This is a genomic window from Flavobacterium erigeronis (genome assembly GCF_054075165.1).
Genome location: NZ_JBSKGP010000009.1, coordinates 47,960 through 74,731 on the forward strand (window position 1 = coordinate 47,960; position 26,772 = coordinate 74,731).

Here is a 26,772-nt window from a genome sequence, read left to right on the forward strand (position 1 = left end):
CGTTTTAAGGTCCTGACTAAAAAAACTATTTTTTGTGCGAAGCAGTCGTAACATTGATTGTTTCATGAAAATTAGTTTTTTTGGTTGTGGACTTTTTACTTCCATCAGGAATATTTAAATTTAGAATGCAAATTATAGTAACGAGACTATTTTATAACGAATCCCCTATCAATTGGAAATACTAATTATATTTTTTCTAATTCTATTAAACGGAGTTTTCTCCATGTCTGAAATCGCCCTGATTTCGGCCCGTAAAAACAGGCTAGAAACAGCTGCGAAAAAAGGCAATAAAAGTGCTAAAACGGCACTCGATTTAGCCAACTCGCCAAATAAGTTTTTATCTACAGTACAAATCGGAATTACCTTAATCGGAATTTTGACAGGTATTTATTCTGGAGATAAAATTACGGCCGATGTTGAACTTTTTGTAGCCGGATTTGCTGCTCTTAAACCTTATGCACATTCTATCGCAGTAGGAATTGTAGTGGTGGTTTTAACTTTTTTCTCATTGGTTTTAGGAGAATTGCTTCCAAAACGAATTGGATTAAATTATCCAGAAGCAATTGCAAAAATGGTAGCGATGCCAATGAAAGTAATTTCGATTATTACGGCTCCATTTATTTGGTTATTGACTTCTTCAACAGATTTTTTATTGAATGTTCTTCAAATAAAACCAACTGCTGACGGAAAAGTGACTGAGGAAGAAATTAAAGCGATTATCAAAGAAGGAACAGAAGTAGGCGAAGTTCAAGAAATTGAACAAGATATCGTGGAGCGTGTTTTCCATATTGGAGACCGAAAAGTAAATTCTTTAATGACGCACCGCAAGTCGGTTGACATGTTGCCATTAAAAGAAGATAAAGAAAAAATTAAAGAATTGGTTGTTCAGGATCTTCATGCCGTTTATCCTGTTTATAATGATAATTACGATGATATTGTTGGGGTGGTAACACTTAAAAATATCTTCGCCAATATCGAAAAAGATAATTTCGATTTATCATCGATATTGTCAGACGCGCCCTATTTAATGGAACAAACTACAGCTTACAAAGCTTTAGAAAATTTCAAAAAAACAGGTGTTCACTATGCTTTAGTTTCAGATGAATATGGTGTTTTTCAGGGTATGATTACGTTGAATGATATTTTAGAAGCTTTAGTAGGTGATGCCGCAGAATTTTATAAAGACGAATTTCAATTAATTGAAAGAGAAGATGGTTCGTGGCTAGTTGATGGACATTATTCGTTACACGACTTTTTAACGTATTTCGAATTGGACGAATTGACAAACGATTACGAAGTAAACACCGTAAGCGGAATGATCATGACGGAGCTTTCGCATATTCCTAAAGAAGGCGAAAAACTGATCTGGCAGAAATTTGTTCTAGAAGTAGTTGACATGGACGGAGTTAAAATTGACAAAGTGCTTGTAAAAGCATTAAAAGAATAAAAATTAAGTTAAGAGTTCGAAACTTTCAACTGAACATAATATTAAAATAGAGGAGGAAATTAGTTTTAGTTTGGTTGCAATCTAAAATCTAAAATCTAAAATCTGAAATTCAGAAAAATGACAGAAGGAAATTTTGTAGATTACGTTAAGATATATGTTTCTTCCGGAAAAGGAGGAAAAGGATCTACGCATTTACATAGAGAGAAATTTATTGAAAAAGGAGGTCCAGACGGTGGAGACGGTGGCCGTGGAGGACATGTGTATTTAGTTGGAAATAAAGGACTCTGGACATTATTTCATTTAAAGTTTGCGCGTCACATTAAAGCTGGTCACGGCGGAGATGGAGGTTCTGACAGAAGTACTGGAGCAGACGGTGAAGATAAAATAATTGAAGTGCCTCTAGGAACTGTTGTAAAAGACAAAGAAACTGGAGAGACACTTTTTGAAGTTACAGAACACGGAGAAAAAAGAATTCTAGCAAAAGGAGGAAAGGGAGGTTTAGGAAACTGGCATTTTAGAAGTTCGACTAACCAAACGCCTCGTTACGCACAGCCAGGTTTGCCAGGTTTAGAAATGGATGTAATTTTGGAACTTAAAGTTTTGGCAGATGTTGGTTTGGTAGGTTTTCCAAATGCAGGAAAATCAACTTTGCTTTCTGTTTTAACTTCGGCAAAACCAAAAATTGCAGATTATCCGTTTACGACTTTAAAACCAAATTTAGGAATTGTGGCTTACAGAGATTTTCAGTCTTTTGTAATTGCCGATATTCCTGGAATTATTGAAGGTGCTGCAGAAGGAAAAGGTTTAGGACATTATTTCTTGCGCCATATTGAGCGTAACTCAACATTATTGTTTTTAATTCCTGTTGATACAGCAGATATTAAAGCAGAATATGATATTTTAGTTAACGAGCTGACTAAATATAATCCTGAAATGCTAGACAAAGAACGTCTTGTTGTTATTTCAAAATGCGATATGCTGGATGATGAATTGAAGGCAGAATTGAAAGCAGAATTGGATGTTTCTTTTAAAGGTGTTCCTTACATGTTTATTTCATCTGTTGCCCAGCAAGGTCTTACAGATTTGAAAGACAGGCTTTGGAAAATGCTTAATGAGTAAATTTTTAAGAATAAAATAAAACCCGACAATTAACAATTGCCGGGTTTTTCCTTTTGTAACAAAAAAATAAGAGCCTTTTATAAAATTTTAAGTAAGAATTACAAACCAAAGTTTTTAGAAACACCAACTTTGAAGGTTTTTCCAAAATCGAAACCAAGGCGTTCTTGTCTCGGATCATTTTTTCCATCTAGGTTGTCATAATTAATTCCTCCGATAGAAAAATTCAATCCAAATCCGTTTTTCATATTAATGAATAAGGCTGGAGTTAAATTGGCGTACATTCCTTTGGCGTCGTTCAAAGAGGCACTTTGGTAGCCAGCTCCTAAATCTGCATATATAGAAAACAAGTCCGAAAGTGGCGTCGAATAACGTAAAAAGCCACCAATTTTGTATTTTTCTGTAGAGTCTTCTCCAGGCTTTTTAACATTCATAACAGAACCTTCAACTCCCAACGTCCATTTTTCTGCAAATTGATACCCGACTTTCGGAGAGAATTCAAAATTTTCTAATTTAGAATCGCCAATCTTTTCTGAAGAAAAACCAACATTTCCACCTAATAAAATGGAGCCTTTTTGTGCACTTACAATTGTTGTAGCAAAAAGTAATGCAAATAATAATTTTTTCATTTTCATTTATGTTTAAATACAATTACAAATTTAGAAGAATAATATTTGTAAGAAATATTTTAAATTATTATTTTTACTTTGAAGCTTAATTTTTACAAATTATAATGGTGTTTAAATGGATCTTTATAATTTATGCTGATTTTTTAATCTTTAATTTACACTTTTACTCTAAAAATTAAGTTAAATTGTAGACTTACAAAAATTGTGAATTTCGTAAAATTGGAAACAAATAGCCTTAATAAATTTTGTTTTGAACCTTTAAATTTATTTTTATTGTGAAAATGGCTTATATTCGCATCACTTAAACAAAATAACATGAAAAAAGTAATTTTATTCTTGACCATGTGCCTTATGGCTTTCCCAATGAGAGCTGATGAAGGAATGTGGTTTTTGATGTTTATCGAAAGATTGAACCATAGAGATATGGAGAAAATGGGCTTGCAGTTGACAGCCGAAGAAATTTACAGTATTAATCATCACAGTTTGAAAGATGCAATTGTACAATTCAACGGTGGCTGTACTGCAGAAATCGTTTCTAACAGCGGTTTGGTTTTAACAAATCACCACTGTGGTTATAATGCAATTGCTGAACTTTCGTCTGCAGAACAAAACTATTTAAAAGATGGTTTTTGGGCAAAAGATAAAAGTGCCGAAATGAAACCAAAATCTTTATACGTTCGTTTCTTCGTGCGTATGGATGACGTTTCTAAAAGAATCTTGTCTAAAGTAAACGATACTATGACTGAAACTGAAAGAAACAAAATCATTCAGCAAGAAATCGCTTTGATTGAAAAAGAAAATAGCGAAAATGGAAAATATACGGTTTCTGTTCGTCCTTTCTTTCAAGGAAATGAATATTACTATTTTGTTTACCAAGATTACACAGATGTTCGTTTAGTAGGAACACCGCCAGAAAGTGTTGGTAAATTTGGTGGAGATACAGACAACTGGGAGTGGCCTCGTCAAACTGGAGATTTTTCTATGTTTAGAGTTTATGCTGACAAAGACGGAAATCCTGCAGCTTACTCTAAAGACAATGTGCCTTTAAAACCAAAACACTATTTACCTGTAAGTTTAAAAGGAGTTAAAGAAAATGATTTTGCTATGATCTTAGGTTATCCAGGAAGAACAAACCGTTGGATGCCAGCTGGAGGAATTGAGCAAAACATTAAATATGCTTATCCTGCGTGGGTTGAAGGTGCAAAAACAGGAATGGATGTAATGAAAAAGTATATGGATAAAGATGCAACTGTTCGTTTACAGTACGCTTCTAAATATGCTTCGACTGCAAACTACTGGAAAAACCGTCAAGGAATGATCGATGCTTTAACAAAAGCTGGAACTGTAGATACAAAAGCAGAACAAGAAGATAAATTCTACGAGTGGGCAAGCAAACCTGCAAACAAAGAGAAATATGAAAATGTAATTCCGACAATCAACGATTATTATAGAGAAACAAACTTAAAAGCACGCCACGATAATTATTTGATGCAGCTTTTACGTACTTCTAGTTATGCAACTGGACCAGCTAATTTAGGAAATGCATTAATTGCTTACTACAAAGAAAATGATGCTAAGAAAGCAGAAATGCTTCCTAAAATCAATGCGATGGTTGAAAGCATTTATGGTGAGTTTTACGCTCCATTAGAAAAAGATATTTTAGCGGCGCAATTAAATTTATACGCTTCTAAAGGTGCTGAGTACGGACTTGCTCCAGAAATTGCAAAAATGAAAACAGCTAATAATGGTGATTTTACTGCAGATGTAGCAAAAGCAACGGAGATTAGTTATTTTACAAATAAAGAAAAAGTATTAGCGTTCTTAGCAGATCCAAAACCATTGGCAATTGTACACGATCCGTTGTATATTATTTCTAATGATTTATTGACAAAATACCGCGCTAAAACAGACGACCAAGCAAAAGCTGATGATGGTTTTGCAACTGCTTACCGCAAATTGGTTGAAGGTTTAAGAGAATCTAAATTAAATGCAATTAAATATCCAGATGCAAACTCTACGTTGAGGTTGACTTACGGAAAAGTTCGCGCTTTACCTGCAGATCCTCGCAACGATGCAAAAATCAACAACTATACTACAATGGAGAGTATGGTGAAAAAATACAAAGCAGGAGATGCTGAGTTTGATTTGCCTGCTCGTTTGTTAGAATTGAACAAGAAAAAAGATTACGGTCAGTATGCTGACAAAGCAGGTTACATGCCAGTAAACTTCTTGACTGATAATGATATTACAGGAGGAAACTCTGGTTCGCCAGTTCTTAACGGAAAAGGAGAATTAATCGGTATTGCTTTTGACGGAAACATCGAAGCAATGGCTGGAGACGTAATTTTTGATTCTAATTTACAAAGAACAATCAACGTAGATATTCGTTATGTGCTTTGGATCATCGACAAATACGCTGGTGCTAAAAACATTATCGACGAATTGACGATTACAAAATAATATCTACCGCCGAAACATTCCTACGGAATGAATAACGGTCGTTAGCTTTTATATACAAACCCGACAGGTTTTAAACCTGTCGGGTTTTTTTCGTTTTAAAACGTATCACAGTGTGAGCGATTTTATATTCCGTAGGAATATCTCATCGGTAGAAAAAGAATTATAGGATGTTTTGTGTCCTGTAGGGACACCTGTTTTACGGAAATGAAATGCAATTAATCAAACGTTCCTACGGAACGTAAAATCACAATTCAAATTTTGTTCTACCGATGAGACATTCCTACGGAATGAATAATGGTCGTTAGCTTATATATACAAGCTCGACAGGTTTTTAAAGCCTGTCGGGCTTTTTACGTTTTAAAAAAACAGATTCTATTCCTATTTGGAATTTGGAGTTTTTGGTTTGGAATTTATTATCAATTTACCTTCACTCGAATTCCTTTTGTATGACTTGTAAATTCTGGCGCATACATACTTTCAATAGTTGTAATTCCGTTAGAGAATTCACCACTGTTATTTACGCGAATATCATATTCTAAAACATACGTTCCTTTATTGATTTGATCAAAGAAGAAATGCGTTGCAGCATCTTTTGTGCTTATATAATATCCTAAACGATCTTTGTATTGATATTCAGAAAGTACATTTACAGGTTCAAAACAAGAAGCTCGCATATCTTTTAAATGAATGTATTCGACATCTTCTTTAGAAGAAATAACCAATCTCACGGTTACTAAATCTCCAGTTTTTAATGGGTTTTTAGAAGTTATTCTTTCTAATTCATTTCCTTTTAAAGTGTTTTTCTTCAGATACAATTCTTTCGAAACAGATAAAACAGCTCCTTTGTTCGTTTTAATTTTATCTAAATCTTCAAAATACTGCCAATAAATGCCTCCAAAACCTGGAACTTTCGATTTGTTTTGAACGCTTATTGAAGCCATTTCTTTTTTCACTTCATCGGCTTTCCAGTTAAGTTTGATGTAACCTGTTTCGGCTTCTTTTTCTTTTTCGGCTAGTTTTTTGGTGATGATTTTTTCGTCTCCCAATTTTATAACCGTGTTGTCTTTTACCGAAAGCCAATCAGTTCCTTGCATTAATAAAGCATAAATAGCTTCGGTTGTAGATTTGGTTGTTGGCCAGTTTTTGGTTTGTTTGTTTTTTAATAACCAGACTTTCATCGCATCGACAGATTTTTTGTCGTTGCTTATTTCGGAGAAAGCCTCAATTAATAAAGACTGAGTTTCTATTGGCGCCTGATACCAATACCAACCCGATTTGTTGGCAATCCAATACATTCCCCAATCTTCATTATTGGATGAAGTTTCTTTTAAACTTTCGATGATTTTTTTAGCGCTTTCTTTTTCTCCAAAACGATTCAAGGTCAAAGCCGCTAGACCTTTTTCATAAATCGAATAATTCAGCCAATCTTTTTTAGCGATTTCCAAATATACTTTTGTAGCTTTTTTCAAAGTATCAGACAACGGATATTTATTTAAATAAAAACTTCTGGTATACAAATAATGCAAATCAGAGTACGGATTGATCCAAATTAATTTATCGGTTGTTTTTAAGTTTTTTGTTCTTATTTTATGATATTCTAAAAATTTGTCATCTAAGAACGGAATTCCGTTTTTAGCAATTTCATCTATTTTTGCCGTGTTGATTTTACTTAGTTTTTCTAAATGACCTAAGCCTGCCAAAATGTGTCTTGTGATATACTCACTTTCATAATCTCCGCCGAACCACGTAAATCCGCCAGAGGCTTTTTGCTTTTGTTTTAATTTTTCGAAAGCTGCTTCCTGAGAAGTTTTCATTTTTTCTAAATCGAATAATAGCGCCAGATTTTTTTTCTTTTCGTCTTCACTTTGAGCATCTTTTAACCAAGGCGTTTCGGCAAGAATCAATGATTTTAATTCTTCATTTTCTTCTAGTTTAGAAATCGGTTTTCCATTTTTTCTCCAATTATCAAAAACAGTTGCAATTTTCGGATTACTCGAAATAATTTCCGAAGCCAACGCATTGGCGTAATAACGAGCAAAAGTCTGTTCGGCGCATTCGTGTTCGTATTCCATTAAATAGGGTAGAGACTGAATCGCAATCCAAGTCGGATTTGAAGTATATTCTAAAGTAAACTGATGATTTCTTAAAGTGGTCGAATTATTGTTTTTTAAATTCTCAAACGTATATTCTTTGGTTGAATTCTCGCGAACCCAAATCGGAATGCTTTCTGTAACCAGCATATTATTGGTTAAAACTGGAAGAATGCTTTCTTCTCCATCTGAGAAATTACCAGCTTTGGCGACTATTTTATATTGAATGCCTTGCAATCCTTCTGGAATTGTAATTTTCCAATTTGCAGTTGTATTTCCATACGCTGAAATTGTAAAGTTTTTAATGTTTTTCGCATTAAGCATTTTCGCATCAATTGGCTGCATCGTTACAGCATCAAAAAACTGTAGACTTGCAATTCCAGTTTTCTCTTCAGCGGTAATATTTGAAATTTTAGCACTAATTACGATGGTATCTTTTTCTCTAAAGAAACGAGGGAAATTTGGCAAAACCATCAATTCTTTTTGAGTAACAACGCTTTTCTTCAAATAGCCAGAAACAGCATCTTTGTTATGCGCAAGCAAACGAAGTTTCCAAGCCGTTAAAGCTTCTGGAGATGTAAAATTGAAACTTACTTTTCCTTTTTCATCTGTTCTTAAATTTGGATAAAAGAAAGCTGTTTCAGAAAGGTTTTTTCTAGCTTTTACTTGTGTTAAGGCTTCAAGAGATTTTTTTGTGGTAATAATAATAATTACTCCGTTTGCAGCTTTTGCTCCGTAAAGAGCAGTTGCTTTAGCATCTTTTAAAACATCAACCGAAAGAATATCTGCTGGATTTATAGCGTTTACTGCACTTTCTGATGAAATTTCTCCATCGACGATATACAACATAGATGTCCCGCCAACGGTTGAGCTTAAGCCTCTAATGACTGGTTTAACAAATTTTACTGAATTAGCTTTTTTATCACTAGATGAATAATTGTAAACAGCGTTGTCTTCCTGAACTTCTTCATTTGGAGCGCCAGCTGGTGGAGGTGCGCTAGCTGCCATGACCGCATGAGCCTCTCCTTTTATCATTTCGCTGCCCACTTTTTTATCTTTTAGATCCATTATTGTTACAGCAGCATAACCATATGTGCTGTTAGTAAAATCAAACCCAAACCAGTTTAATTTTGTTTCTTCGTCTCGAAATTCAATTTCGGGTTTAATTTTATTTAGATTTCTGATAGAGGTGTAGCTTTTCTCAAAACCTATTCCAGATCTAAAATTTGCAGTATTGTAACGGTATCGGTCTATAATTAAGTTTTGCCAGTCTTTTTGAGTAAATTGATCTAAAGAGCTGTCGTACATCGACGCCAATACTTCTGCTTCAGCTTTTGTATTAGTGTTTTTTAATTTAAATGACCATTTTTCATTGCTTCCAGGTTCAATTTTATTTCTAAAACTTTCTACCAATAATTCTAGTTTAGATTCATCAGATTTTAAGGTGCTTTCTATTTCATCAACAAAAATTTCATTTTCGAAAATACTTTCAAAACCCAAACGTACCGATTTTTCAAATTCTTTCTGCAACGGAATTTTGATTGTTATTTGGTTATTTTCTAAATGATACGTGTTTTCAAAATACCTTTTGTTTTCGTAATTGCCGCTTGCCATAATATAAAGCTCTGGAATTACAGAAGATAATTGGACTTCTATAAAACCATCTTTTTTAGGATCGGCATTCAGTTGTGTTGCGGTAAATAATTTTCCAGGATCAAATTTGTCTTTACTTTGTTTAATTTGAAAAACTGAAACCGCTTCTATAGGATTATTATATGAATCTTTTGAAGAAAAAACAATTTTATAATTCCCTGATTTGTAATTGGAAATAAAGTCAAGCGCTAGAGTTTTTTCTTTTTCAGTATCAATTTTTTTAGAAAAGACTAGAACATCATCTGTTTTTTCTGCGAACTCATTTTGCCTTTGTTCATAAGGAAACAGCCGTTCAAATTCAGATGCTGAAATTGTTTCGATTTCTGGTTTTTCAAAGATTGGATTTTTGAATTTATTCTTGAAAGCATTCATAAAATACAATTTAATTTCTCCTTTTGTCGCAACAAATTCTCCATTCAAATTGGTACTTGTAAGCGTGATTTTGTTTTTGTTTTTTGTGTTGATGCTATTAGGTACAGTAGCATTAAGAATCAAATCATGATAACCTACTTTTATTATAGTTTCAGAAGAATGTGTTTCGCCGTTAATATCAGTAACATTTGCATTAATTCTATAATTAAAAACAGGCAATTGCTCTTTTACTGCATTTTTTGAAGGCTGGGCAATAAAGTCAATTACAAATTTTCCAGAAGCGTCTGTAGTGGTTTCTCCTGTGGCAATAATTTCATTTTGTTCCTGACCGTAATAATTTCTAAAATAACTTAAATAGCGCGTAACCGTATACGTAACTTTACCATCAGAAATGTTGCTTCCCGCAAATGCTTTGGCTGTTCCTTTTATCTTAACAGATTGATTGACTTGATAGCTTTCTTTTTTAGCATCAAAATCTACTTTAAATTTTGGACGTTTGTATTCTTCAACGCTAAAATTTGTTGTTGAGTTTTCCAAAGTAACAGTACTCCAAAATAATGAGCTTCCTTTGGTTATATTTTCGGGTTGCTCAGCTTCAATTTCAAAATAGCCGGTTAAGCCATTTTTTGGTAAAGTAAATTCGCCAGAAAAGGAACCAAATTCATTTGTAGTAACATCAAAATCTTTGATTTTTTGATAATTAGAATCTCTAACGGTAATCTTAAAAGAAGTTTGAGCAACGATACTTGTTTTGTTATTTTGTTTTTGAAAGGCAATACCTTTATAATAAACCGTTTGACCCGGACGATAAATGGCGCGATCCAGATAGAATTCAACTTTTCCGTTTAAAGTTTTATCCTCGTCTTTTTTGTATTGTTCGGCATATCTAACATAATTTTCTTCTGGAATGATGGTGTCATTTTGTAATGAAAATTCGGTTTTATCGCTATATCTGTAATTGTTAGTACCAAAGTAAGTAGCTAAACCGTTTGAATCTGTTTTTAAAGTATAATTTTTTGTTTTTATACTAACATTTTCTAAAGGTTTTCCTGTTTTTCGATCCAGAACCTGAAAGTTTTGTTTGCCATTTTCCTGAAAAGCCAATACACTGAGATTTGAAACCGTAATAGTTTCAAAAGCAAATGCCTTTTGTCCGTCTACTTCAGAATCACTTTCAAAATAAGCTAAATAGATTCCAGTTTCTAATTTTGGTAAAAGAACCTCGGTAGTATATTCAAAAAAGTCATTTTTGTTTTGAAACCCATATTCTTTTGACACGATTTTAGTTTTATTTTTTATAAATGCGATTGATAGACTGTCGGCTTTATATCTTGCGCTTCTTATTTCGTTTAATTTTTTTGAATCTATTTTGTAAAAAGAAATATTTAAGCGATTTACGTTTTTATAGGTAATAAAAGCTCTGGTATTTTCATTACTATAAGTGTATTTTTCTAGCTGAACCTGTATCGTTTTCCATACAACTTCGCTTTTTGCCTGTAGCGCTTTTTTAGCCGTGTTAGACTCATTGTCCAGTTTTTCAATTTGGTCTAATATTTTTACAGCATCAATGTTATAGGTTGGATGTAATTGTTTTGAAGCCTGTTCGTGTAATATCGCGGCTTTTTTGAAAAGGATTTTTTGAGTTAATAGATTATCGGTAGATTTTTGTTCCAGTTCATTTAATACGACCATTAAATCATCTTTTGAGTCCGTCAAAAAGCCACTGATGAACTCAATACGATTAAATCGATTTTCTAATGATGGATTATTTAATTCTGCTTTTTGATAAAGTACCAAAACCCTTTTGAGATTTTCTTCTGTAATAAAACTCAGATCAAGCTTTAGAAAGGTGTCACTATTGCCTAATAATTCAGTTGCATGCTGTTGAATTTGGCTATTGTCGATTTCCCATCTATGTATTTTTGAGGTAAAAAAGTCAATATTTTCCTTCAGTAAATAGTCATACAAGTTTTCGTTTTTGATTTTTTCCAAAGTCAGAAACTCGAGAATATCCTGATAATTGGTTAAAGGTGTCGTTTTAAGAATGGCTTCATTTTCTAGTGTTTTATTCAAAACAGCGATCACTTCTTTTTCTGAAGTAAATTCAATACTTGCTTCTGCATCTTCAGGAGTATCAACTACAACAGTTGTCGTGTCAACAACAGCAATTCCGTCAACAGCTGCAGTGTTTATTGTGGCGGCTGCGCTATCGACCATTGCAGCGGCGCTATCTACAGTAATATAAGCTTCTTCGTAGTTAGAATAATGATCGAGACATTTCGCATAAATCAGATTTAAGATGGCTTGTGACGGAATCGAAACGCGGGAAATATCTTTTTTTAGATTCGCTATAATTTTAGTTTTCGAATTTTCATCAAGAACTTGAAGATATTTTGATTGATAAAAAAAAGATTTTATCATTTGTACTTCGTCTTTTTTTGAAACTGCTTTTTTATAAATCTTAACAACAGCTTCGTTTGCCGATTTTATTTTGCCTTCACTTTCAAGAGCATTTACTTTTTTCCATTTTTTGTCATTTTGCTGTGCAAAAAGTGCTGTAGAGAATAGCAACAGTACAAATAATATATTTTTCATAAAATAAGTTTTAATCTAAAGATGTTTAAATTTCGAAAAAGGTTGGGAACATGGAAAATTATTTAAAGATAATTTTCGTACAAAGTACTAATTTATCTCCAAAACCAAATGTGACATATTATATTTCCTTATTTTTGAAGAATAATAAACAAAGAATCTACAAAACATAAATAATCAAATGCCAAATTCAAGTTGGAATTTGGAGTTTTTAATTTTTGGAATTTAAATGAAAACACATTTCATCGCCATTGGCGGAAGCGCTATGCACAATCTAGCATTAGCATTACATAATAAGGGTTACCAAGTTACAGGAAGTGACGATGCTATTTTTGAACCTTCAAAATCAAGATTAGAAAAAAAAGGAATTCTTCCTGCTGAAATGGGATGGTTTCCAGAAAAAATAACTGCTGATATTGATGCGATTATTTTAGGAATGCATGCAAAAGCTGATAATCCTGAATTATTGAAGGCGCAGGAATTAGGCTTAAAAATTTATTCGTATCCTGAATTTTTATACGAGCAGTCAAAAAATAAAACTCGTGTTGTAATTGGTGGTTCGCATGGTAAAACAACTATTACGTCGATGATTCTTCATGTAATGCATTATCATAATATTGCAGTAGATTATATGGTGGGAGCACAGTTAGAAGGATTCGATACAATGGTGCATTTAACAGAAGAAAATGATTTTATGGTTTTGGAAGGTGATGAATATTTATCTTCTCCAATTGACAGACGTCCGAAATTTCATTTGTATCAGCCAAACATTGCTTTAATTTCTGGAATTGCTTGGGATCATATTAATGTTTTTCCAACGTATGAAAATTATGTGGAGCAGTTTGAGATTTTCATCGAAAAAATTACAAATGGAGGTATTTTAGTTTACAACGAAAATGATCCAGAAGTAAAACGTGTTGCAGAAGCGGCAACAAATCCGATTAGAAAAATTGCGTATTCGACTCCAGAATATTCGGTAAATGATGGTGTGACTTTATTAAAAACTCCAGAGGGAGATATGCCGATTGAAGTTTTTGGAGCACACAATTTAAATAATTTAGCTGGTGCAAAATGGATCTGCCAAAATATGGGCGTAGACGAAGAAGATTTCTACGAGGCAATTGCAAGTTTTAGAGGTGCATCTAAACGTTTAGAAAAAATCGCTGAAGGAAAAGGAAAAGTTGCTTATAAAGACTTTGCACATTCTCCGAGTAAAGTGGCTGCGACGACAAAAGCGGTTAAAGAACAATATCCGAACAGAACTTTAGTAGCTTGTTTGGAATTGCATACTTACAGTAGTTTAAATGCTGCATTTTTGAAAGAGTATGAAGGCGCGTTAGAATATGCCGATGTTGCGGTTGTTTTCTATTCGCCAGATGCGGTAAAAATCAAACAATTGGAAGAAGTGACTTATGATCAGATTGCTACAGCATTCAATAGAAAAGATTTAATTATTTATACAAATCCAACTGAGTTTAAAGAATATTTGTTCAATTTAAATCTTGATAATTCAGCGCTTTTATTAATGAGTTCTGGAAATTACGGAGGTTTGAATTTTGATGATGTAAAAGGATTGGTTAATTAGATTATTAGTCAATTAGAAAATTAGATAATGTGCCAATTGTTATACAATTGGCATTTTTATTTATAGGTGTTGGCAATTATCTAATTGACAAATTTTCTAATTACGCAATTATTAATTGAAAGATTTTTCTTAATTTTTATATCTTCGCTCTCGAAAATTTATTAAGTATGGAAAAATCTCATTTCGCTATAAAAGACTGGTCAGAAGATGATAAGCCTCGCGAAAAATTAATGCATAAAGGAAAAGATGCCTTAAGCGATGCCGAATTATTAGCGATTTTAATTGGTTCCGGAAGCCGTAATGAATCTGCGGTTGCATTGAGCCAACGGATTTTAGCTAATGTTGGAGGACTTAATTCTTTATCGAAATTGTCAACAGGGCAATTGATGAAATTTAAGGGAATAGGAGAGGCAAAGGCCGTTACAATTGTTGCAGCTCTTGAATTGTCGATTAGAAGAAAATCGGGAAAAATGGAGGAAACAGTGAAAATAACTTCCAGTAAAATGGTTTTTAAAGTTATGCAACCTTTAATTGGTGAATTATCTCACGAAGAATTTTGGGTGCTTTTTCTTAATAATTCTAATAATGTAATTTCTAAGGCACAATTGAGTAAAGGTGGAATTGCGGGTACAACTGTTGATATCAGGTTGATTTTTAAATTGGCATTTGAGAAATGTGCTACTGGCTTGATTTTGTGCCATAATCATCCTTCTGGAAGTTTGATTCCAAGTGATGCTGATAAACAGATTACCAAAAAGATTCGCGAAGCAGGAGAGAAGTTAGATGTTAAAGTTTTAGATCATTTGATTATTACTGAATCAAAATATTATAGTTTTGTAGATGAAGGAAACTTTTAATCCATGAATACCAATATTACCGACATCTTTTTTGATTTAGATCACACGCTTTGGGATTTTGATAAAAATTCAGAAATGGCTTTTGATCGTATTTTTAAAAGTAAATACCAAGAAATCATTACCCAAGATTTCATTAAAGAATATATTCCGATCAATCAAGAATGCTGGAGATTGTATCAGAATGACAAAATTACACATCAAGAATTGCGTTATAATCGTTTGAGGTATTCTTTTGATGCTTTGAATTATGTAATTTCGGAAGAAAGTATTTTGGAAATTGCTAATGATTATATCGAGTTTCTAACCGACAATAATTATCTTTTTGACGGAGCGATTGAAGTTCTGGAGTATTTGAAGCCAAAATATAATCTTCACATTATAACAAACGGATTTGCTCATGTGCAGGATAAGAAAATTAATAACGCTTCGCTTGGAGGTTATTTCAGCACTATCACAAATTCGGAATTAGCTGGGGTTAAAAAACCAAATAGTATTATATTTGATTATGCATTAAAGCTGGCCAATACTTCAAAAGAGAATAGTATCATGATTGGAGACGATTTTGAAGCTGATGTAAACGGAGCTTTAAATGCGGGGCTGGATGCAATCTTTTTTAATGAGAAAAAATTGGATGTTTCTGGAGATTATAAACAAATTAACCATTTATTAGAACTAAAAAAATATTTATAGAGATGAGAATTAAACTTTTACTTACTGCCATTTTATGTTCAGTTGCAGGATTCGCACAATCTGTTAATGATTACAAAGCTGTAATTGTGCCTTTGAGATATGATTTTATAAAAACAGATAATCAATATCGTTTGTCGACATTAACAAAGTCAAATTTATTAAAAGCAGGTTTTGAAGCTTATTACACCAATGAGCAATTGCCAGACGCACTTACAGATCGTTGCCACGTTTTATACGCAGATGTAAAAAAAGACAATGCATTTTTAGTAACTAAACTTTTTGTAGAATTAAAAGATTGTTATGGACAACTTGTTTATACATCTGAAATAGGTAAAAGTAGAGAAAAAGATTATGATGTTGCCTATAGAGAAGCTTTAGATGATGCTTTTAAATCAATTTATGCATTGCATTATAAATACAGTGGTACGCCTGCAACATCGGCCAAAGCGCCAGTTGTACAAAAGCGTACTGCTGAAACTTTAGCAGCGGCTGCTTCTGTTGCTCCTGCTGCAGCGGCAATAAAAGTTGCGCCAGCAAATACAGTATCTGCTCCTGCAATAGATTTAAAAGACCCAAATTTATTGTATGCTCAGCCAACAGAGTCGGGGTATCAATTGATCGATAAAACTCCAAAAGTAGTTATGAAGCTTTTCAAAACTTCGCAAGCAAATGTTTACATCGCTACCAAAGATAATGTTCAAGGTTCTTTAATCTTAAAAGAAGATGGACAGTGGTATTTTGAATCTATTCAAAATGATAAATTGGTTTCAGAAAAAGTTGTAGTTAAATTTTAAATATAAAATACGGTTTAATAACCGTATTTATCTTTCCAGCGGTTCTTTAAAAATTCGCGGGTACTGTTCTCTCTAGAATTGTTTCCGGGATTGTAAAGAACCGTTTTTTTTATGGCATCTGGCAAGAACTCTTGTTCGGCAAAATTATTGGCATAATCGTGCGAATATTTGTATTCGTCTCCATAACCTAATTCCTTCATTAATTTGGTAGGCGCATTTCGCAAATGAAGCGGAACAGGCAAATCGCCCGTTTGTTTAACCAATTGCTGTGCAGTTCCAATTGCCATGTATGACGCATTACTCTTTGGAGAAGTCGCTAAATAAATTGCACATTGGCTCAATATAATCCGACTTTCTGGATATCCGATAGTGGTAACAGCCTGAAATGTGTTATTGGCCATTATAAGTGCTGTTGGGTTAGCATTGCCAATATCTTCGCTTGCGAGGATAAGCATTCTTCGAGCAATAAATTTCACATCTTCGCCACCTTCGATCATTCTGGCCAGCCAGTAAACGGCTCCGTTAGGATCACTGCCTCGAATAGATTTGATAAATGCAGAAACAATATCATAATGCTGTTCGCCAGTTTTGTCATAAAGAACAGTATTCTGCTGTACCAATTCTAAAACGCGATCATTAGTTATAGTAATGTCATCTCCTGCAGAAGCATTAATAACAAGTTCAAATACATTTAAGAGTTTTCTTCCGTCACCTCCTGAAATACGCAATAAAGCTTCTGTTTCTTTTAAATTTATTTTTTTTGTCAATAAATAGGTGTCAGTTTTCATTGCGCGCTCTAAAAGAGCTTCTAGATCGGCTTTTGTAAAAGCATTTAGTATATAAACTTGGCAACGTGACAATAATGCAGGAATCACCTCAAAACTTGGGTTTTCGGTTGTCGCACCGACTAAAGTTATCCAACCTTTTTCGACTGCCGCTAAAAGTGAATCTTGCTGCGATTTACTAAACCTGTGAATCTCATCAATAAATAGAATCGGATTTTTAGCAGTAAAAAGTCCGCCGCTTTGTTTTGCTTTTTCAATAACATCGCGAATATCTTTTACGCCAGAATTTATGGCACTCAAAATATAAAAAGGTCTTTTTGATTCTTGCGCAATAATTTGTGCCAATGTAGTTTTTCCTGTACCAGGAGGCCCCCAGAAAATTAGAGAAGGAATTATTCCTTTTGAAATTTGCTGTGTTAAAGAACCAGTTGGCCCAACCAAGTGCAGCTGGCTTATATAATCTTCTAATTTCTGCGGACGAATACGCTCTGCTAAAGGTGCTTCCATAATTACAAAATTACTATTTTAAGATTTAAATTTCATTCATTCAAAAGTTAAAACACTTCAAAGAGAGAAGGATTGTTCCAATCTGAGACAATTTTTTATTCTCTGATATGACAAATTATCAGTAAAATATTTTTGGATAGTTTTTTGAGTTTAATTAAATGTTATTTTCGAAAAATATGAGCGATACTAATTTTAAGTTTTCAAATTCGGTAATTGGACTGCCGTTATTTTTTGTCCTTTTTTTATGGATAATATATTGGATTCAGATTCGCTTTGATTTTGATTTTTATCGATACGGAATTTATCCTAGAGATTTTTTAGGATTGCAAGGTGTTTTGTTCAGTCCATTTATTCATGAGAATTTAGATCATTTATACAACAATAGTATTCCGCTTTTAATATTATTGGCGGCTATGCAGTTTTTTTATCCAAAACAGACTTTTGGCGTTATTGGTTACGGCATTATACTTTCAGGATTAATTACGTGGGTGGTCGGAAGAGAGAATTTTCATATTGGAGCCAGTGGATTAATTTATGTTCTGGTGAGTTTTATTTTTTTTAAAGGAATTCAAACTAAATATTACAGACTAGTAGCTTTGTCTTTAACAGTAATTTTGCTTTATGGCGGAATGATTTGGTATGTTTTTCCAGATGTAGATCAATCTATTTCTTGGGAAGGGCATTTAGCGGGACTCATTACAGGTTTTGTTTTGACTTTATTTTATAAAGCACCAGAATATGCAAAACCCATTGTTTATGATTGGCAGCGACCAGATTTTGATGCTAGCAATGATCCTTTTATGAGGCATTTTGATGAGAATGGAAATTTTGCTCCTATTTCTCATGAAGATGAAGAGGAGCAGATTGAGTATTTTTCAGCAAGTCATCCCGTAAATTATATCTTAGTCAAAAAAGCAGATTCAAGTGAAGAAACGGATCAAGAATTGCCTTTAAAATAAAAAGAGTAAATTTGTTATACTAACAATTTAATTTTGAGCATTATGAAAATGAAGTTTTTGGTTTTGTTCTTGTGTTTTGTTTATAATGCAAAAGGCATTGCTCAATGTGAAATAAAAAATAAAGTGCAGCCAGACGGAAGTATGATGTACTATTTTGAACCTGCAGTTTTTTATTCTACAAAATCAAAATCGTTGAAAATTAATATTGTTACAGATAAAGAACATTATTTTGTTGCTTTACAGCCCACACCGTTTCCAGAAAAGAAAGAAGGAAAAAAAATTAAAGATGATTTAGTTTTTCATCTTGCAGATAATAATACCTATAAACTGGCTCATTACGATACACAATATCAGCGTAACGATTCTATAATGCAGGTTCTTTATCTAATTGATGTTAAAGATATCGAAGCCTTTTCTAATTATGAGGCTGTCAGCGCAGAAATCAATATGCAGGGCACTGAATTTGTGAGGAGCTATAATTTTAAGCTTTATAAAAAAGCTATTTTAGAACAGCTTAAGTGTTTTTTAAAGAAAGAGGAAAATTAACTTATTCTTCGTCTTTTACTTCAGGATGTTTTTTGTCTTGGATTTTCTTTTGAAGATTTCGAAAAAGATTATTGAAAGATATGGTAAGCGAAGCTGCATTTGTAGTTTGGTTTCCTTTGCTTCTTGGCAGATATTCATTACAGTACGTTAATTCAACCTGCAAATCATCCGAAAACAAATAACCAGCTCCAATATTTAGTCGATTCCGATCAAAGAAACTCTCACCCGTAACTTTAGCTCCAGACTTGAAATAAAGCTCGTCAGATGCAATAGCATATACAACACCGGCTCTTAAAAATTTACTGTTAATTGGCTGTATATATTTAACCTGCTGACGATATCTAATGACATTTTCATATTCATCATCTCCATTTTTAATATGACGAAATTCAGTACGCATTCTTGTACTCAAAGTGTAGCCTGTTTTATGAAAGTAATAAGTGCCTTGAAGAGCAAATCGCCATTCGGGAGATTCGAACTGGCCAATTTCGGGAACATCTTTGTTATTGTAATAGGCGGCAAAAGCTGAAAATTTCCATCTTGGAGAAAAGTAATAATGCCCCCAAGCTCTTAAAGATCTCTGAGTAGTATTTTCGAATAAATTTGGTGAAGATTCTTTACTGCTGTAAGCTGCTGCGACATCTATTTCAGTTGCCCATTTTTTGTTTATACTTTGGTTAAACTGAAATTCATTCCAAAACTGATTATACGTAGTGTTTTGTCCGTAGCTGTTTGTAATTAGCAAAACTACAAACAGGCAACGGAATAATGTAATATTTAGATTTGAATTAGATTTTGAAAGCATTAATTAAAGGTATTTAATTATTTCATTCGCATCTTAATCTCAATGTGTTTTTTAGGTTCTTTGTCGAACAGCTTCGTATAAAAAGGCGCCACAGGCAACAGATACATTCAAGGATCCAATTGAACCAAACATCGGCAGTTTTGCTTTTTCGTCTACTATTTTTAAAACTGATGGATTGATTCCTCGATCTTCAGATCCCATGATGATAGCCAAAGGTTCTGATAGAGAAATATCATATATGTTTTGATCTGTTTTTTCAGTTGCAGCTACTGTTTTAATTCCAGAACCTTGCAAGTAAAAAATAGCATCTTTGATATGCTCAACTTTGCAAATAGGCACATTGAATACCGCACCGGCAGAAGTTTTAACAGTATCTCCATTTACAGGAGCAGAACCAGCTTTTTGAACAATTATTCCATTTACGCCAGTACATTCAGCTGTTCTAATAATAGCACCAAAGTTCCTAGCATCTGATATCTGATCTAAGATAAGAAAAAGAGGTGTCTTTCCTGACTCCGTTGTAGATTCTACCAGAAGTTCTAAATCCATAAAACCAATAGGAGAGATGGTAGCTACTGCACCTTGGTGATTGTTTGGAGTAAGGCGGTTTAGTTTTTCTACAGGAACATACGAGAAGTTAACGTTTGCACGTTTCATCACTTTCATTAAATCTTTCATAAGTTCACCAGAAATATCTTTCTGTATGAAGACTTTGTCTACTTCTTTTCCTGCCTGAATTGCTTCTATGATGGCTCTAATGCCAAATATTTGATGTTCTTTTTCCATTGGACAAATATAGGTAATATGTTTCTATAAAAAAACCGCCCTGAATTAACAGGGCGGTTTAATATTACTATACTTGAATTAAGTATTAGTGTTCGTCTTCTTTGAAACCAGTTCTCTTGTAACCTTTGATCTCATAAACAGTTCCTGCATCTGTATCATCAGAGAATACAGCTTTAAAAGAAATCCCGTCAGTAGTATTACCACCAGAAGTTTTAGTATCATTTTTAGTTACTTTTCCTTCTGTGATGGTTACGTTAACATTATATCCGTCAACGCTACTCGGTAGATTATTTCCTGCAAATGATAATGCATTGACAGTTACAGGTGTTTTAACTTTAAAATCCCAAATATTGCCATGATCATCGATAAACATGTTTGCATCATTGGAAGCAGTATTGTAAGTTGAAATAAGTCTATAGTCAACAACTACTTCCCCATTAACCAAAGTTTGAACGTACCAGTCTCCTGCTAAGGCCTCAACCGATGTTCCTCCTGGATCAGTATCTCCAACTTCGTCGCAAGCTACAAATGACGTTAGTACAAGCATTGCTACAAGTACACGTGTTATATTTAATTTTAATTTTTTCATTGTAATAATTTTAAAGTTGTACTTGAGTTAATGTTGAAACAAACTTATAATTAGTTGCAGCATCGGCAGCCCAATCAGTTGTTAGTACAAGTGTTTTTGTTGCAGGATCAACAGTTAAGCCTGATATTTTTGCAGATCCTCCAAAGTATGCATTCACTGGGATTCCAGGGAAGGTAAAATTGTTAGTAGGAATATCACCAGTAATTGTTCCACCTACAGCAGCAGATGTTACGCCAATTTTTCTTGAGATATCATACCATCCACCAAAAGCATCAGATACTTGAAAAGAACCATCTGCGTTTTTCCAGATATAAATGTATTTAACGTCTACAGAACTACCTTGAGATGCAGCCATTAAAGTTCCATTTCTTCTTGTTGTAGCTATATAAACACCCTCGATACTATTAACAAGATCTCCAGTTTTGTATACAATCACTTTTCTTGTAGTACTTCCTACGAAACCATCAACGTTTGTAGCGCTATAAGTTTGAGTATATTCGTCAAATTTACTTGTATCAAGAGTTTTAGCTCCTCTGTATTTTCCAGCAAATGATGTTTCTGTAGGAATTACAGCTCCGTTTTCTGTAGCTACAACTCCTGGGTCATTGTATGTCCCACCTAGTGGTACAAATAATGTGCTTTCGCCATTAACTTTAAATACCGGGTAATTAGTTACTCTAGATACCCCTGCGCTTGAATCAGCATCACAAGAAGTAAGTAGTAAAGCACTAACTACTACTGTCATCAGTTTTATGAATATATTTTTCATTTTCTTATTTTTAATTAGTTAACATCCCACCAAACTGGATCTGTGATTGCTTTTAAAGCAGGTGCATTTGGATTTCTTGTTTTTACACTATTAGGAAGAACAACTCTTTTTGGGAATAGATTTCCTGTTTGGCTGTTTACAGAAATTGCAAATTGACCTGGTACGTAAGATTCGCTTGTTTGAGGTACTGAAGAAACTCTAGGGTATCCTGTTCTGTTTTGCTCAAAGAATGATTCGTATCCGTTTCCAGGGAAACTAGCAATCCATTTTTGAGTAATAATAGCTTCGATTTTCTCTGCAGTTGTTCCTGTTGTTGGGAATTCATATGCGCCTCCAGCAGCAAGTAAAGCACTAGGGCTTCCAATTGCTGGAACAGTAACTGTACCAATAGTTGTACTAGTTTGATACTTAGCAAAGTTAGCAGCAACACCTAAATCATATTTTTCTTTAGCACCTGTACCGCCATAATATCTAACAAGAGCTTCAGCTTGTAAGAAATAGCTTTCTTCAGCACTAATAAAATAGAAAGGAGTAGTAGCCCAAAGAGATACTAAAGATAGGTTAGTAGCACTATTTAAGAAATCACCCTGATTGTTAGGGTTTCCAACTCCATAGTATTTATTTAAACGAGGATCAGCATTCGTTTGTAGATAAGTATACAATGTTTTACTAGCTCTAAGATTTCCAGTAGTATTTAACTGTCTTCTGTCAGTTTCGTACAATGGGTTACTTCTGTCTGCAGCGTCTTCAAATTGAGTCATTGCAGCATTAACATCTAAAAATTGAGCACCTGAGTTGATCAATGTAGTAATTCCTGTTTGAGCTAATGTAGGATCTACTTCTGTTAATCTTGTATATAATTTTAACAATAAAGTATTACCAAATTTTGTCCATTTTGTCATATCCCCACCAAAGATGAAATCGTCTTTACCTGGATCGTCACCAACAGAAGCATTAAGATCTTTTGATAAAGCTAGTTTTAAATCAGCAATCATTAAATCATAAGTTTCTTTACCTGTATTGAATTTAGGGTATAAGATGCTTGTACTATTTGCCTCTGTGTAAGGAATAGCATCGTATAAATCTGTTAAAACTTGTGAAGCTTCAACCTCAAGTACAGTTGCCATTAAGAAATATTTTGTATTTCCTTCAGCAGCAGCTTGCGCTTTTACAGTTCTAATATCATTTAGCGCATCATACATTGCTGCATATCCAGCTTGATAATCGTTAGTTCCAATACTGTACTGGTCAACATCTTTATATTGGTTAGAAGTATTGTTTTGTGTCCAGAATTGAGACCAAAATCCACCGATTAAAGCGTAGTATGATCCTTGAGCACCTGCAAGACCTGCGATTCCTGCAGGAAAGATGGTGCTATTTGCTTGTCCCGGAGGCAATAAATCCGGGTCTCTATTAATGTCAAATGTTTCATCACATGACACTAATAAGAAAAGAGCTGTTATTATGGTTGCTATCTTTTTCATTTTATAATATTTTTTTTAGAATGATAATTTTAAAACTCCACCTACTGATCTTTGTGATGGATTAGCTCCAAATTCTCCTAAATCTGAAAGTACACCAGTTCCGTAAGTACTTACCTCTGGGTCCACGTAAGGGTTGTCACCAGGAGTCCACATAAATAAGTTTCTTGCGTAGATTCCAACAGAGATTTTGTTCAATCCCATGTTTTTACTAAGTGCAGAAGGGAAGTCGTAGTTTAAATTTACCTCTCTTAGACGTACAAATGTTTTGTCAATTACGTGATTTCTCTCGTATCCAGTATTAGTTTGCGTGTTGTAGTAGTTTGCAACATTATCAAAAGAAACTGGTGTTGTGTTTTCTACATAAGATACAGATCCGTCAGCTGCAACAATTTCGTTTACAGAATTTGGTACGATAAAAGGAGCTCTGTCATTGTAAGTAGTTTCAATACCATTTCCTACGAAATGTGCCAATCTTTTTGTATAAGAATACATTTCTCCACCTTGTTTCCAGTCTAAAGATAGACCTAAATTGAAGTTTTTGTATTTGAAAGTGTTTTGTAATCCCATAACGAAATCACGTTGGCTGTTACCTATGTTTTGAGCTTCAGTACTAGCTAAATTAACACCGTTTGTTGCGCTTACAATTGGTTGTCCAGTTGCAGTAGTTTTTTCAACTAGTGAGTAATAAGATCCAATTGGCTGTCCTTTTACTGCTCTAAAAAACACGTTATAAGCAGGAGCTAAATCAACATATGGTAGGCCACCATTGATCTCAGTTACCTCATTCCAGTTTTTAGTGAACGTATAAGTTAAGTTCCAAGTAAAATCTTGGTTTTTAATTGGACTTGCACTAAGAGAAACTTCAATACCTTTATTTTGGATTGTAGCCGCATTAATTGTTTTTTGTGTATAACCAGTTGATGGATCTAAAGGCAAGTTAACAATTGCATCTTTAGTTGTTTTGTGGTATACAGCTACATCATAACTGATTCTGTTTTTAAAGAATGATCCTTCAGCACCAACTTCATATTCAACAGTGCTTTCTGGTTTTAATTCAGGGTTTCCTAATCTACCGTTAGCTTCGTAAAAACTAACTCCTCCAATTGGAGACGCAATAATACCAAAGTTAGCAGCAGCAGATCCAGGGATATAAGAATTTGCTGTTCTGTATGGATCAGTGTCGTTTGCAATTTTAGAAGCAGCAGCTCTTAGTTTCAAGAAAGTATCTCCATTGTCAATTGCAATTGCACCTAAAGATGCTGATGGGTAGAAATAACTGTTATTTCCGATTGGTAATGTAGATGTAACATCTTGTCTACCTGTAATAGTAGCAAAGTATCTGTTTTTGAAAGCAAATTCTGCAGAAGCATAAACTGCTCCGGTTTTTCTTACACTATTAGATTGAGTAATTGTTGGTCTAACAGCAGAGTTTGAAAGTTCATAATATCCAGGGATACCTAAGTTAGTAATCGTATTGAATAATTGATCAGACTCTCTTTTGTTAAAGTTAAGACCTCCTAAAAGGTTTAATGTCCAGTCTTCGCCTAAGCTTGTGTTATAGTTAAGGTTGAAGAAAGTATCAAATTCTGAGAATTCAGATCTTCCTTCTGTAACTCCACCCACTGTTAAACTTCCAGCCGCAGCCTGAGGGCTTCCTGGTAAGTAGTCAACGATAGCTCCGTAACTTTTGAATCTTTCAGTTCTAATGTTACCACCAATTTGCCATGTAGCAACTAATTTATCTGTAATTTTGTAGCTTAAGTTAGCATTTCCAAAAAAGTTACCACCATAAATTTTTGTACTATTTTCGTTAATTGAGAAATATGGGTTAGTAGCGTAAGGAGTAAAATAGTAAGAAGGAGAGTTAAAAGGATTGTTTTTGTAATCTTTTAAATCTACGATACTAACGTCAGTTGGGATTTGTAATAAATCTTGTTGTAATGTAGAACCTTGTCCAGCGTCATCACCTTGACCAGTGTTTACTACACTTTGATCCTTGTAGATGTAGTTTAAAGATGTTCTTAAAGTAAATCTTTTACCTTTTAGACCTCCATTGAAAGCAAGAGATTGTTTTTTGTATAAATCAGTATCAGTTGGTACAACACCATCACTGTTAACATTAGAGAAGATCAAAGAGAAATCTGAAGTATCTCCACCACCGCTTAAGTTTACAGATTGTGTAGACATAACGCCTGTGTTATAAAAGTCTCTAACGTTATCCTTTAAAGCTACGTATGGCTTAATTTGTTGGCTGTTTTCGTAAACAGATCCCCAAGGTCTAACTTGTCCGTTGAATGCAGGTCCCCAAGAACCATTTTCATTACTGTAAGAGTTAGCTCCTGAATAACCAACTCCATTCCAACCTTGTCCAAATTGAGTTTGGTTATGAGGAACTCTAGCTACTTCGCTTAACTCTGTAGAAGCAAGTAAGTCAACTTTAATTCCACTGTTTGCTTTTCCTTTTTTAGTTGTAATGATGATTACACCACCACCAGCTCTTGATCCGTATAAAGCCGAAGCCGCAGCACCTTTAAGTACTGTCATACTTTCAATGTTGTTAGGGTCAAGGTCACTAACACCGTTACCAGCGTCATAAGATCTTGTTGAAGTAGCTACTCCATTATTACTTGTACCTGTTGGTGTGTTGTTAATAGGTGTTCCGTCAATTACATAAAGAGGTCCGTTATTTCCGGTAATTGTATTTAAACCACGGATAACAACTTTTGTAGAAGCTCCTGGCTGAGAAGGAGAAGTAATATCAACCCCTGCAATTTTACCAGAAAGTGTTTCAAAAGGGTTTGCATTAACTACTTGAGTAAGTGCGTCTGATTTTAAAGTTGTTGTTGCGTATCCAAGAGATTTTTTCTCTCTTTTGATACCAAATGCAGTTACAACTACGCCTTCAAGTTCTTGAGCTCCTGCATCTGCCATTTTAACATTTACAGTAGATGAACTTGCCGCTACTTCTTGAGTTTTCATCCCAATGTAGCTGAAGACCAAAATTTGGCTTGGTGATACTTTGATCGAAAATTTACCATCAAAGTCAGTTTGTGTTCCTGTTTTAGTTCCTTTAACTAATACACTAACACCCGGTAAAGGCATTCCTGCATTGTCAGAAACTGTTCCAGAAACAGCTCTTTCTTGCGCAAATGATAGTTGCGCAACTAGTACTAATAAAAGCACTAAGAATCCATTGAACTTTAGTTTCATTTTTAAATATTTTGAATTAGTATCGCAAAACTCTTAATAATTTGTTA

At 33.9% G+C, this 26,772-nt stretch carries 18 protein-coding genes; 9 read left to right on the forward strand and 9 right to left on the reverse strand.

Going from position 1 to position 26,772, the window contains the following annotated elements; translation table 11 throughout:
* The first annotated feature begins 172 nt into the window (after positions 1-172).
* Positions 173-1,447, forward strand: coding sequence for a hemolysin family protein (locus tag ACWA1F_RS17495; RefSeq protein ID WP_456895495.1), 1,275 nt, complete (start codon positions 173-175; stop codon positions 1,445-1,447).
* Between the two features lie 117 nt (positions 1,448-1,564).
* On the forward strand, positions 1,565-2,566 hold the full coding sequence (gene obgE / locus ACWA1F_RS17500) for a GTPase ObgE (protein WP_306158286.1): 1,002 nt from the start codon (positions 1,565-1,567) through the stop codon (positions 2,564-2,566).
* Positions 2,567-2,664: 98 nt separating this feature from the next.
* On the opposite strand, the gene ACWA1F_RS17505 is transcribed toward obgE, so the two are convergent.
* On the reverse strand, positions 2,665-3,192 hold the full coding sequence (locus tag ACWA1F_RS17505) for an outer membrane beta-barrel protein (protein ID WP_456895497.1): 528 nt from the start codon (positions 3,190-3,192) through the stop codon (positions 2,665-2,667).
* Between the two features lie 315 nt (positions 3,193-3,507).
* On the opposite strand from ACWA1F_RS17505, the gene ACWA1F_RS17510 reads away from it, so the two are divergent.
* A complete protein-coding gene (locus ACWA1F_RS17510) occupies positions 3,508-5,652 on the forward strand; it encodes a S46 family peptidase (RefSeq protein ID WP_456895499.1) in 2,145 nt (714 codons plus the stop codon).
* A 416-nt stretch (positions 5,653-6,068) separates the two neighbouring features.
* Here the strand turns inward: ACWA1F_RS17510 and ACWA1F_RS17515 are convergent, their stop codons facing one another.
* Complete coding sequence (locus ACWA1F_RS17515; RefSeq protein WP_456895501.1) at positions 6,069-12,362, reverse strand: alpha-2-macroglobulin family protein; 6,294 nt, start codon at positions 12,360-12,362, stop codon at positions 6,069-6,071.
* Between the two features lie 226 nt (positions 12,363-12,588).
* On the opposite strand from ACWA1F_RS17515, the gene ACWA1F_RS17520 reads away from it, so the two are divergent.
* The 4 genes from ACWA1F_RS17520 to ACWA1F_RS17535 all read left to right on the forward strand — a co-directional run bounded on the left by ACWA1F_RS17520 (position 12,589) and on the right by ACWA1F_RS17535 (position 16,285).
* Positions 12,589-13,944 (forward strand): UDP-N-acetylmuramate--L-alanine ligase, encoded by a 1,356-nt coding sequence (locus ACWA1F_RS17520; RefSeq protein ID WP_456895503.1) that lies wholly within the window; start codon positions 12,589-12,591, stop codon positions 13,942-13,944.
* A 167-nt stretch (positions 13,945-14,111) separates the two neighbouring features.
* On the forward strand, positions 14,112-14,801 hold the full coding sequence (radC, locus tag ACWA1F_RS17525; RefSeq protein WP_456895505.1) for a RadC family protein: 690 nt from the start codon (positions 14,112-14,114) through the stop codon (positions 14,799-14,801).
* A gap of 3 nt (positions 14,802-14,804) precedes the next feature.
* Positions 14,805-15,491 carry a YjjG family noncanonical pyrimidine nucleotidase gene (locus ACWA1F_RS17530; protein WP_456895507.1) on the forward strand — a complete coding sequence of 229 codons (687 nt, stop codon included), beginning with the start codon at positions 14,805-14,807 and terminating at the stop codon, positions 15,489-15,491.
* A 2-nt stretch (positions 15,492-15,493) separates the two neighbouring features.
* Positions 15,494-16,285 (forward strand): hypothetical protein, encoded by a 792-nt coding sequence (locus ACWA1F_RS17535; RefSeq protein ID WP_456895509.1) that lies wholly within the window; start codon positions 15,494-15,496, stop codon positions 16,283-16,285.
* Positions 16,286-16,299: 14 nt separating this feature from the next.
* On the opposite strand, the gene ACWA1F_RS17540 is transcribed toward ACWA1F_RS17535, so the two are convergent.
* Complete coding sequence (locus ACWA1F_RS17540) at positions 16,300-17,577, reverse strand: replication-associated recombination protein A (protein WP_456895511.1); 1,278 nt, start codon at positions 17,575-17,577, stop codon at positions 16,300-16,302.
* 176 nt (positions 17,578-17,753) lie between these two features.
* On the opposite strand from ACWA1F_RS17540, the gene ACWA1F_RS17545 reads away from it, so the two are divergent.
* Both ACWA1F_RS17545 and ACWA1F_RS17550 read left to right on the forward strand, forming a co-directional pair.
* Entirely contained in the window at positions 17,754-18,536 is a 783-nt protein-coding gene (locus tag ACWA1F_RS17545; RefSeq protein WP_456895513.1) for a rhomboid family intramembrane serine protease, read from the forward strand.
* Positions 18,537-18,578: 42 nt separating this feature from the next.
* Positions 18,579-19,082: a hypothetical protein gene (locus ACWA1F_RS17550; protein WP_456895515.1), complete on the forward strand. Its 504-nt coding sequence runs from the start codon at positions 18,579-18,581 to the stop codon at positions 19,080-19,082.
* 1 nt (position 19,083) lies between these two features.
* Here ACWA1F_RS17550 and ACWA1F_RS17555 read toward each other — a convergent pair whose 3' ends face one another.
* From ACWA1F_RS17555 to ACWA1F_RS17580, 6 genes are all read right to left on the reverse strand, one after another.
* Positions 19,084-19,887, reverse strand: coding sequence for a DUF2490 domain-containing protein (locus tag ACWA1F_RS17555; protein ID WP_456895517.1), 804 nt, complete (start codon positions 19,885-19,887; stop codon positions 19,084-19,086).
* 51 nt (positions 19,888-19,938) lie between these two features.
* Complete coding sequence (rlmB, locus tag ACWA1F_RS17560) at positions 19,939-20,673, reverse strand: 23S rRNA (guanosine(2251)-2'-O)-methyltransferase RlmB (RefSeq protein WP_456895519.1); 735 nt, start codon at positions 20,671-20,673, stop codon at positions 19,939-19,941.
* Between the two features lie 85 nt (positions 20,674-20,758).
* Positions 20,759-21,220, reverse strand: a complete 462-nt coding sequence (locus tag ACWA1F_RS17565; protein ID WP_456895521.1) for a lipid-binding protein — start codon at positions 21,218-21,220, stop codon at positions 20,759-20,761.
* Positions 21,221-21,272: 52 nt separating this feature from the next.
* Entirely contained in the window at positions 21,273-22,007 is a 735-nt protein-coding gene (locus ACWA1F_RS17570; protein ID WP_456895523.1) for an immunoglobulin-like domain-containing protein, read from the reverse strand.
* A gap of 38 nt (positions 22,008-22,045) precedes the next feature.
* Positions 22,046-23,515: a SusD/RagB family nutrient-binding outer membrane lipoprotein gene (locus ACWA1F_RS17575; protein WP_456895525.1), complete on the reverse strand. Its 1,470-nt coding sequence runs from the start codon at positions 23,513-23,515 to the stop codon at positions 22,046-22,048.
* A 15-nt stretch (positions 23,516-23,530) separates the two neighbouring features.
* Positions 23,531-26,725 carry a SusC/RagA family TonB-linked outer membrane protein gene (locus ACWA1F_RS17580; protein WP_456895527.1) on the reverse strand — a complete coding sequence of 1,065 codons (3,195 nt, stop codon included), beginning with the start codon at positions 26,723-26,725 and terminating at the stop codon, positions 23,531-23,533.
* Positions 26,726-26,772 lie beyond the last annotated feature (47 nt).

Excerpts from the sequence above, each read along its gene's own strand:
- ACWA1F_RS17540 (WP_456895511.1), bottom strand. The coding sequence starts at position 17,577 with ATGGAAGCACCTTTAGCAGAGCGTATTCGTCCGCAGAAATTAGAAGAT.
- ACWA1F_RS17575 (WP_456895525.1), bottom strand. The coding sequence starts at position 23,515 with ATGAAAAAGATAGCAACCATAATAACAGCTCTTTTCTTATTAGTGTCA.
- ACWA1F_RS17570 (WP_456895523.1), bottom strand. The coding sequence starts at position 22,007 with ATGACAGTAGTAGTTAGTGCTTTACTACTTACTTCTTGTGATGCTGAT.
- ACWA1F_RS17550 (WP_456895515.1), top strand. The coding sequence starts at position 18,579 with ATGAAAATGAAGTTTTTGGTTTTGTTCTTGTGTTTTGTTTATAATGCA.
- ACWA1F_RS17535 (WP_456895509.1), top strand. The coding sequence starts at position 15,494 with ATGAGAATTAAACTTTTACTTACTGCCATTTTATGTTCAGTTGCAGGA.
- ACWA1F_RS17565 (WP_456895521.1), bottom strand. The coding sequence starts at position 21,220 with ATGCTTGTACTAACGTCATTTGTAGCTTGCGACGAAGTTGGAGATACT.
- obgE (WP_306158286.1), top strand. The coding sequence starts at position 1,565 with ATGACAGAAGGAAATTTTGTAGATTACGTTAAGATATATGTTTCTTCC.
- ACWA1F_RS17515 (WP_456895501.1), bottom strand. The coding sequence starts at position 12,362 with ATGAAAAATATATTATTTGTACTGTTGCTATTCTCTACAGCACTTTTT.
- radC (WP_456895505.1), top strand. The coding sequence starts at position 14,112 with ATGGAAAAATCTCATTTCGCTATAAAAGACTGGTCAGAAGATGATAAG.
- ACWA1F_RS17545 (WP_456895513.1), top strand. The coding sequence starts at position 17,754 with ATGAGCGATACTAATTTTAAGTTTTCAAATTCGGTAATTGGACTGCCG.
- ACWA1F_RS17555 (WP_456895517.1), bottom strand. The coding sequence starts at position 19,887 with ATGCTTTCAAAATCTAATTCAAATCTAAATATTACATTATTCCGTTGC.
- ACWA1F_RS17510 (WP_456895499.1), top strand. The coding sequence starts at position 3,508 with ATGAAAAAAGTAATTTTATTCTTGACCATGTGCCTTATGGCTTTCCCA.
- ACWA1F_RS17530 (WP_456895507.1), top strand. The coding sequence starts at position 14,805 with ATGAATACCAATATTACCGACATCTTTTTTGATTTAGATCACACGCTT.
- ACWA1F_RS17505 (WP_456895497.1), bottom strand. The coding sequence starts at position 3,192 with ATGAAAAAATTATTATTTGCATTACTTTTTGCTACAACAATTGTAAGT.
- rlmB (WP_456895519.1), bottom strand. The coding sequence starts at position 20,673 with ATGGAAAAAGAACATCAAATATTTGGCATTAGAGCCATCATAGAAGCA.
- ACWA1F_RS17520 (WP_456895503.1), top strand. The coding sequence starts at position 12,589 with ATGAAAACACATTTCATCGCCATTGGCGGAAGCGCTATGCACAATCTA.
- ACWA1F_RS17580 (WP_456895527.1), bottom strand. The coding sequence starts at position 26,725 with ATGAAACTAAAGTTCAATGGATTCTTAGTGCTTTTATTAGTACTAGTT.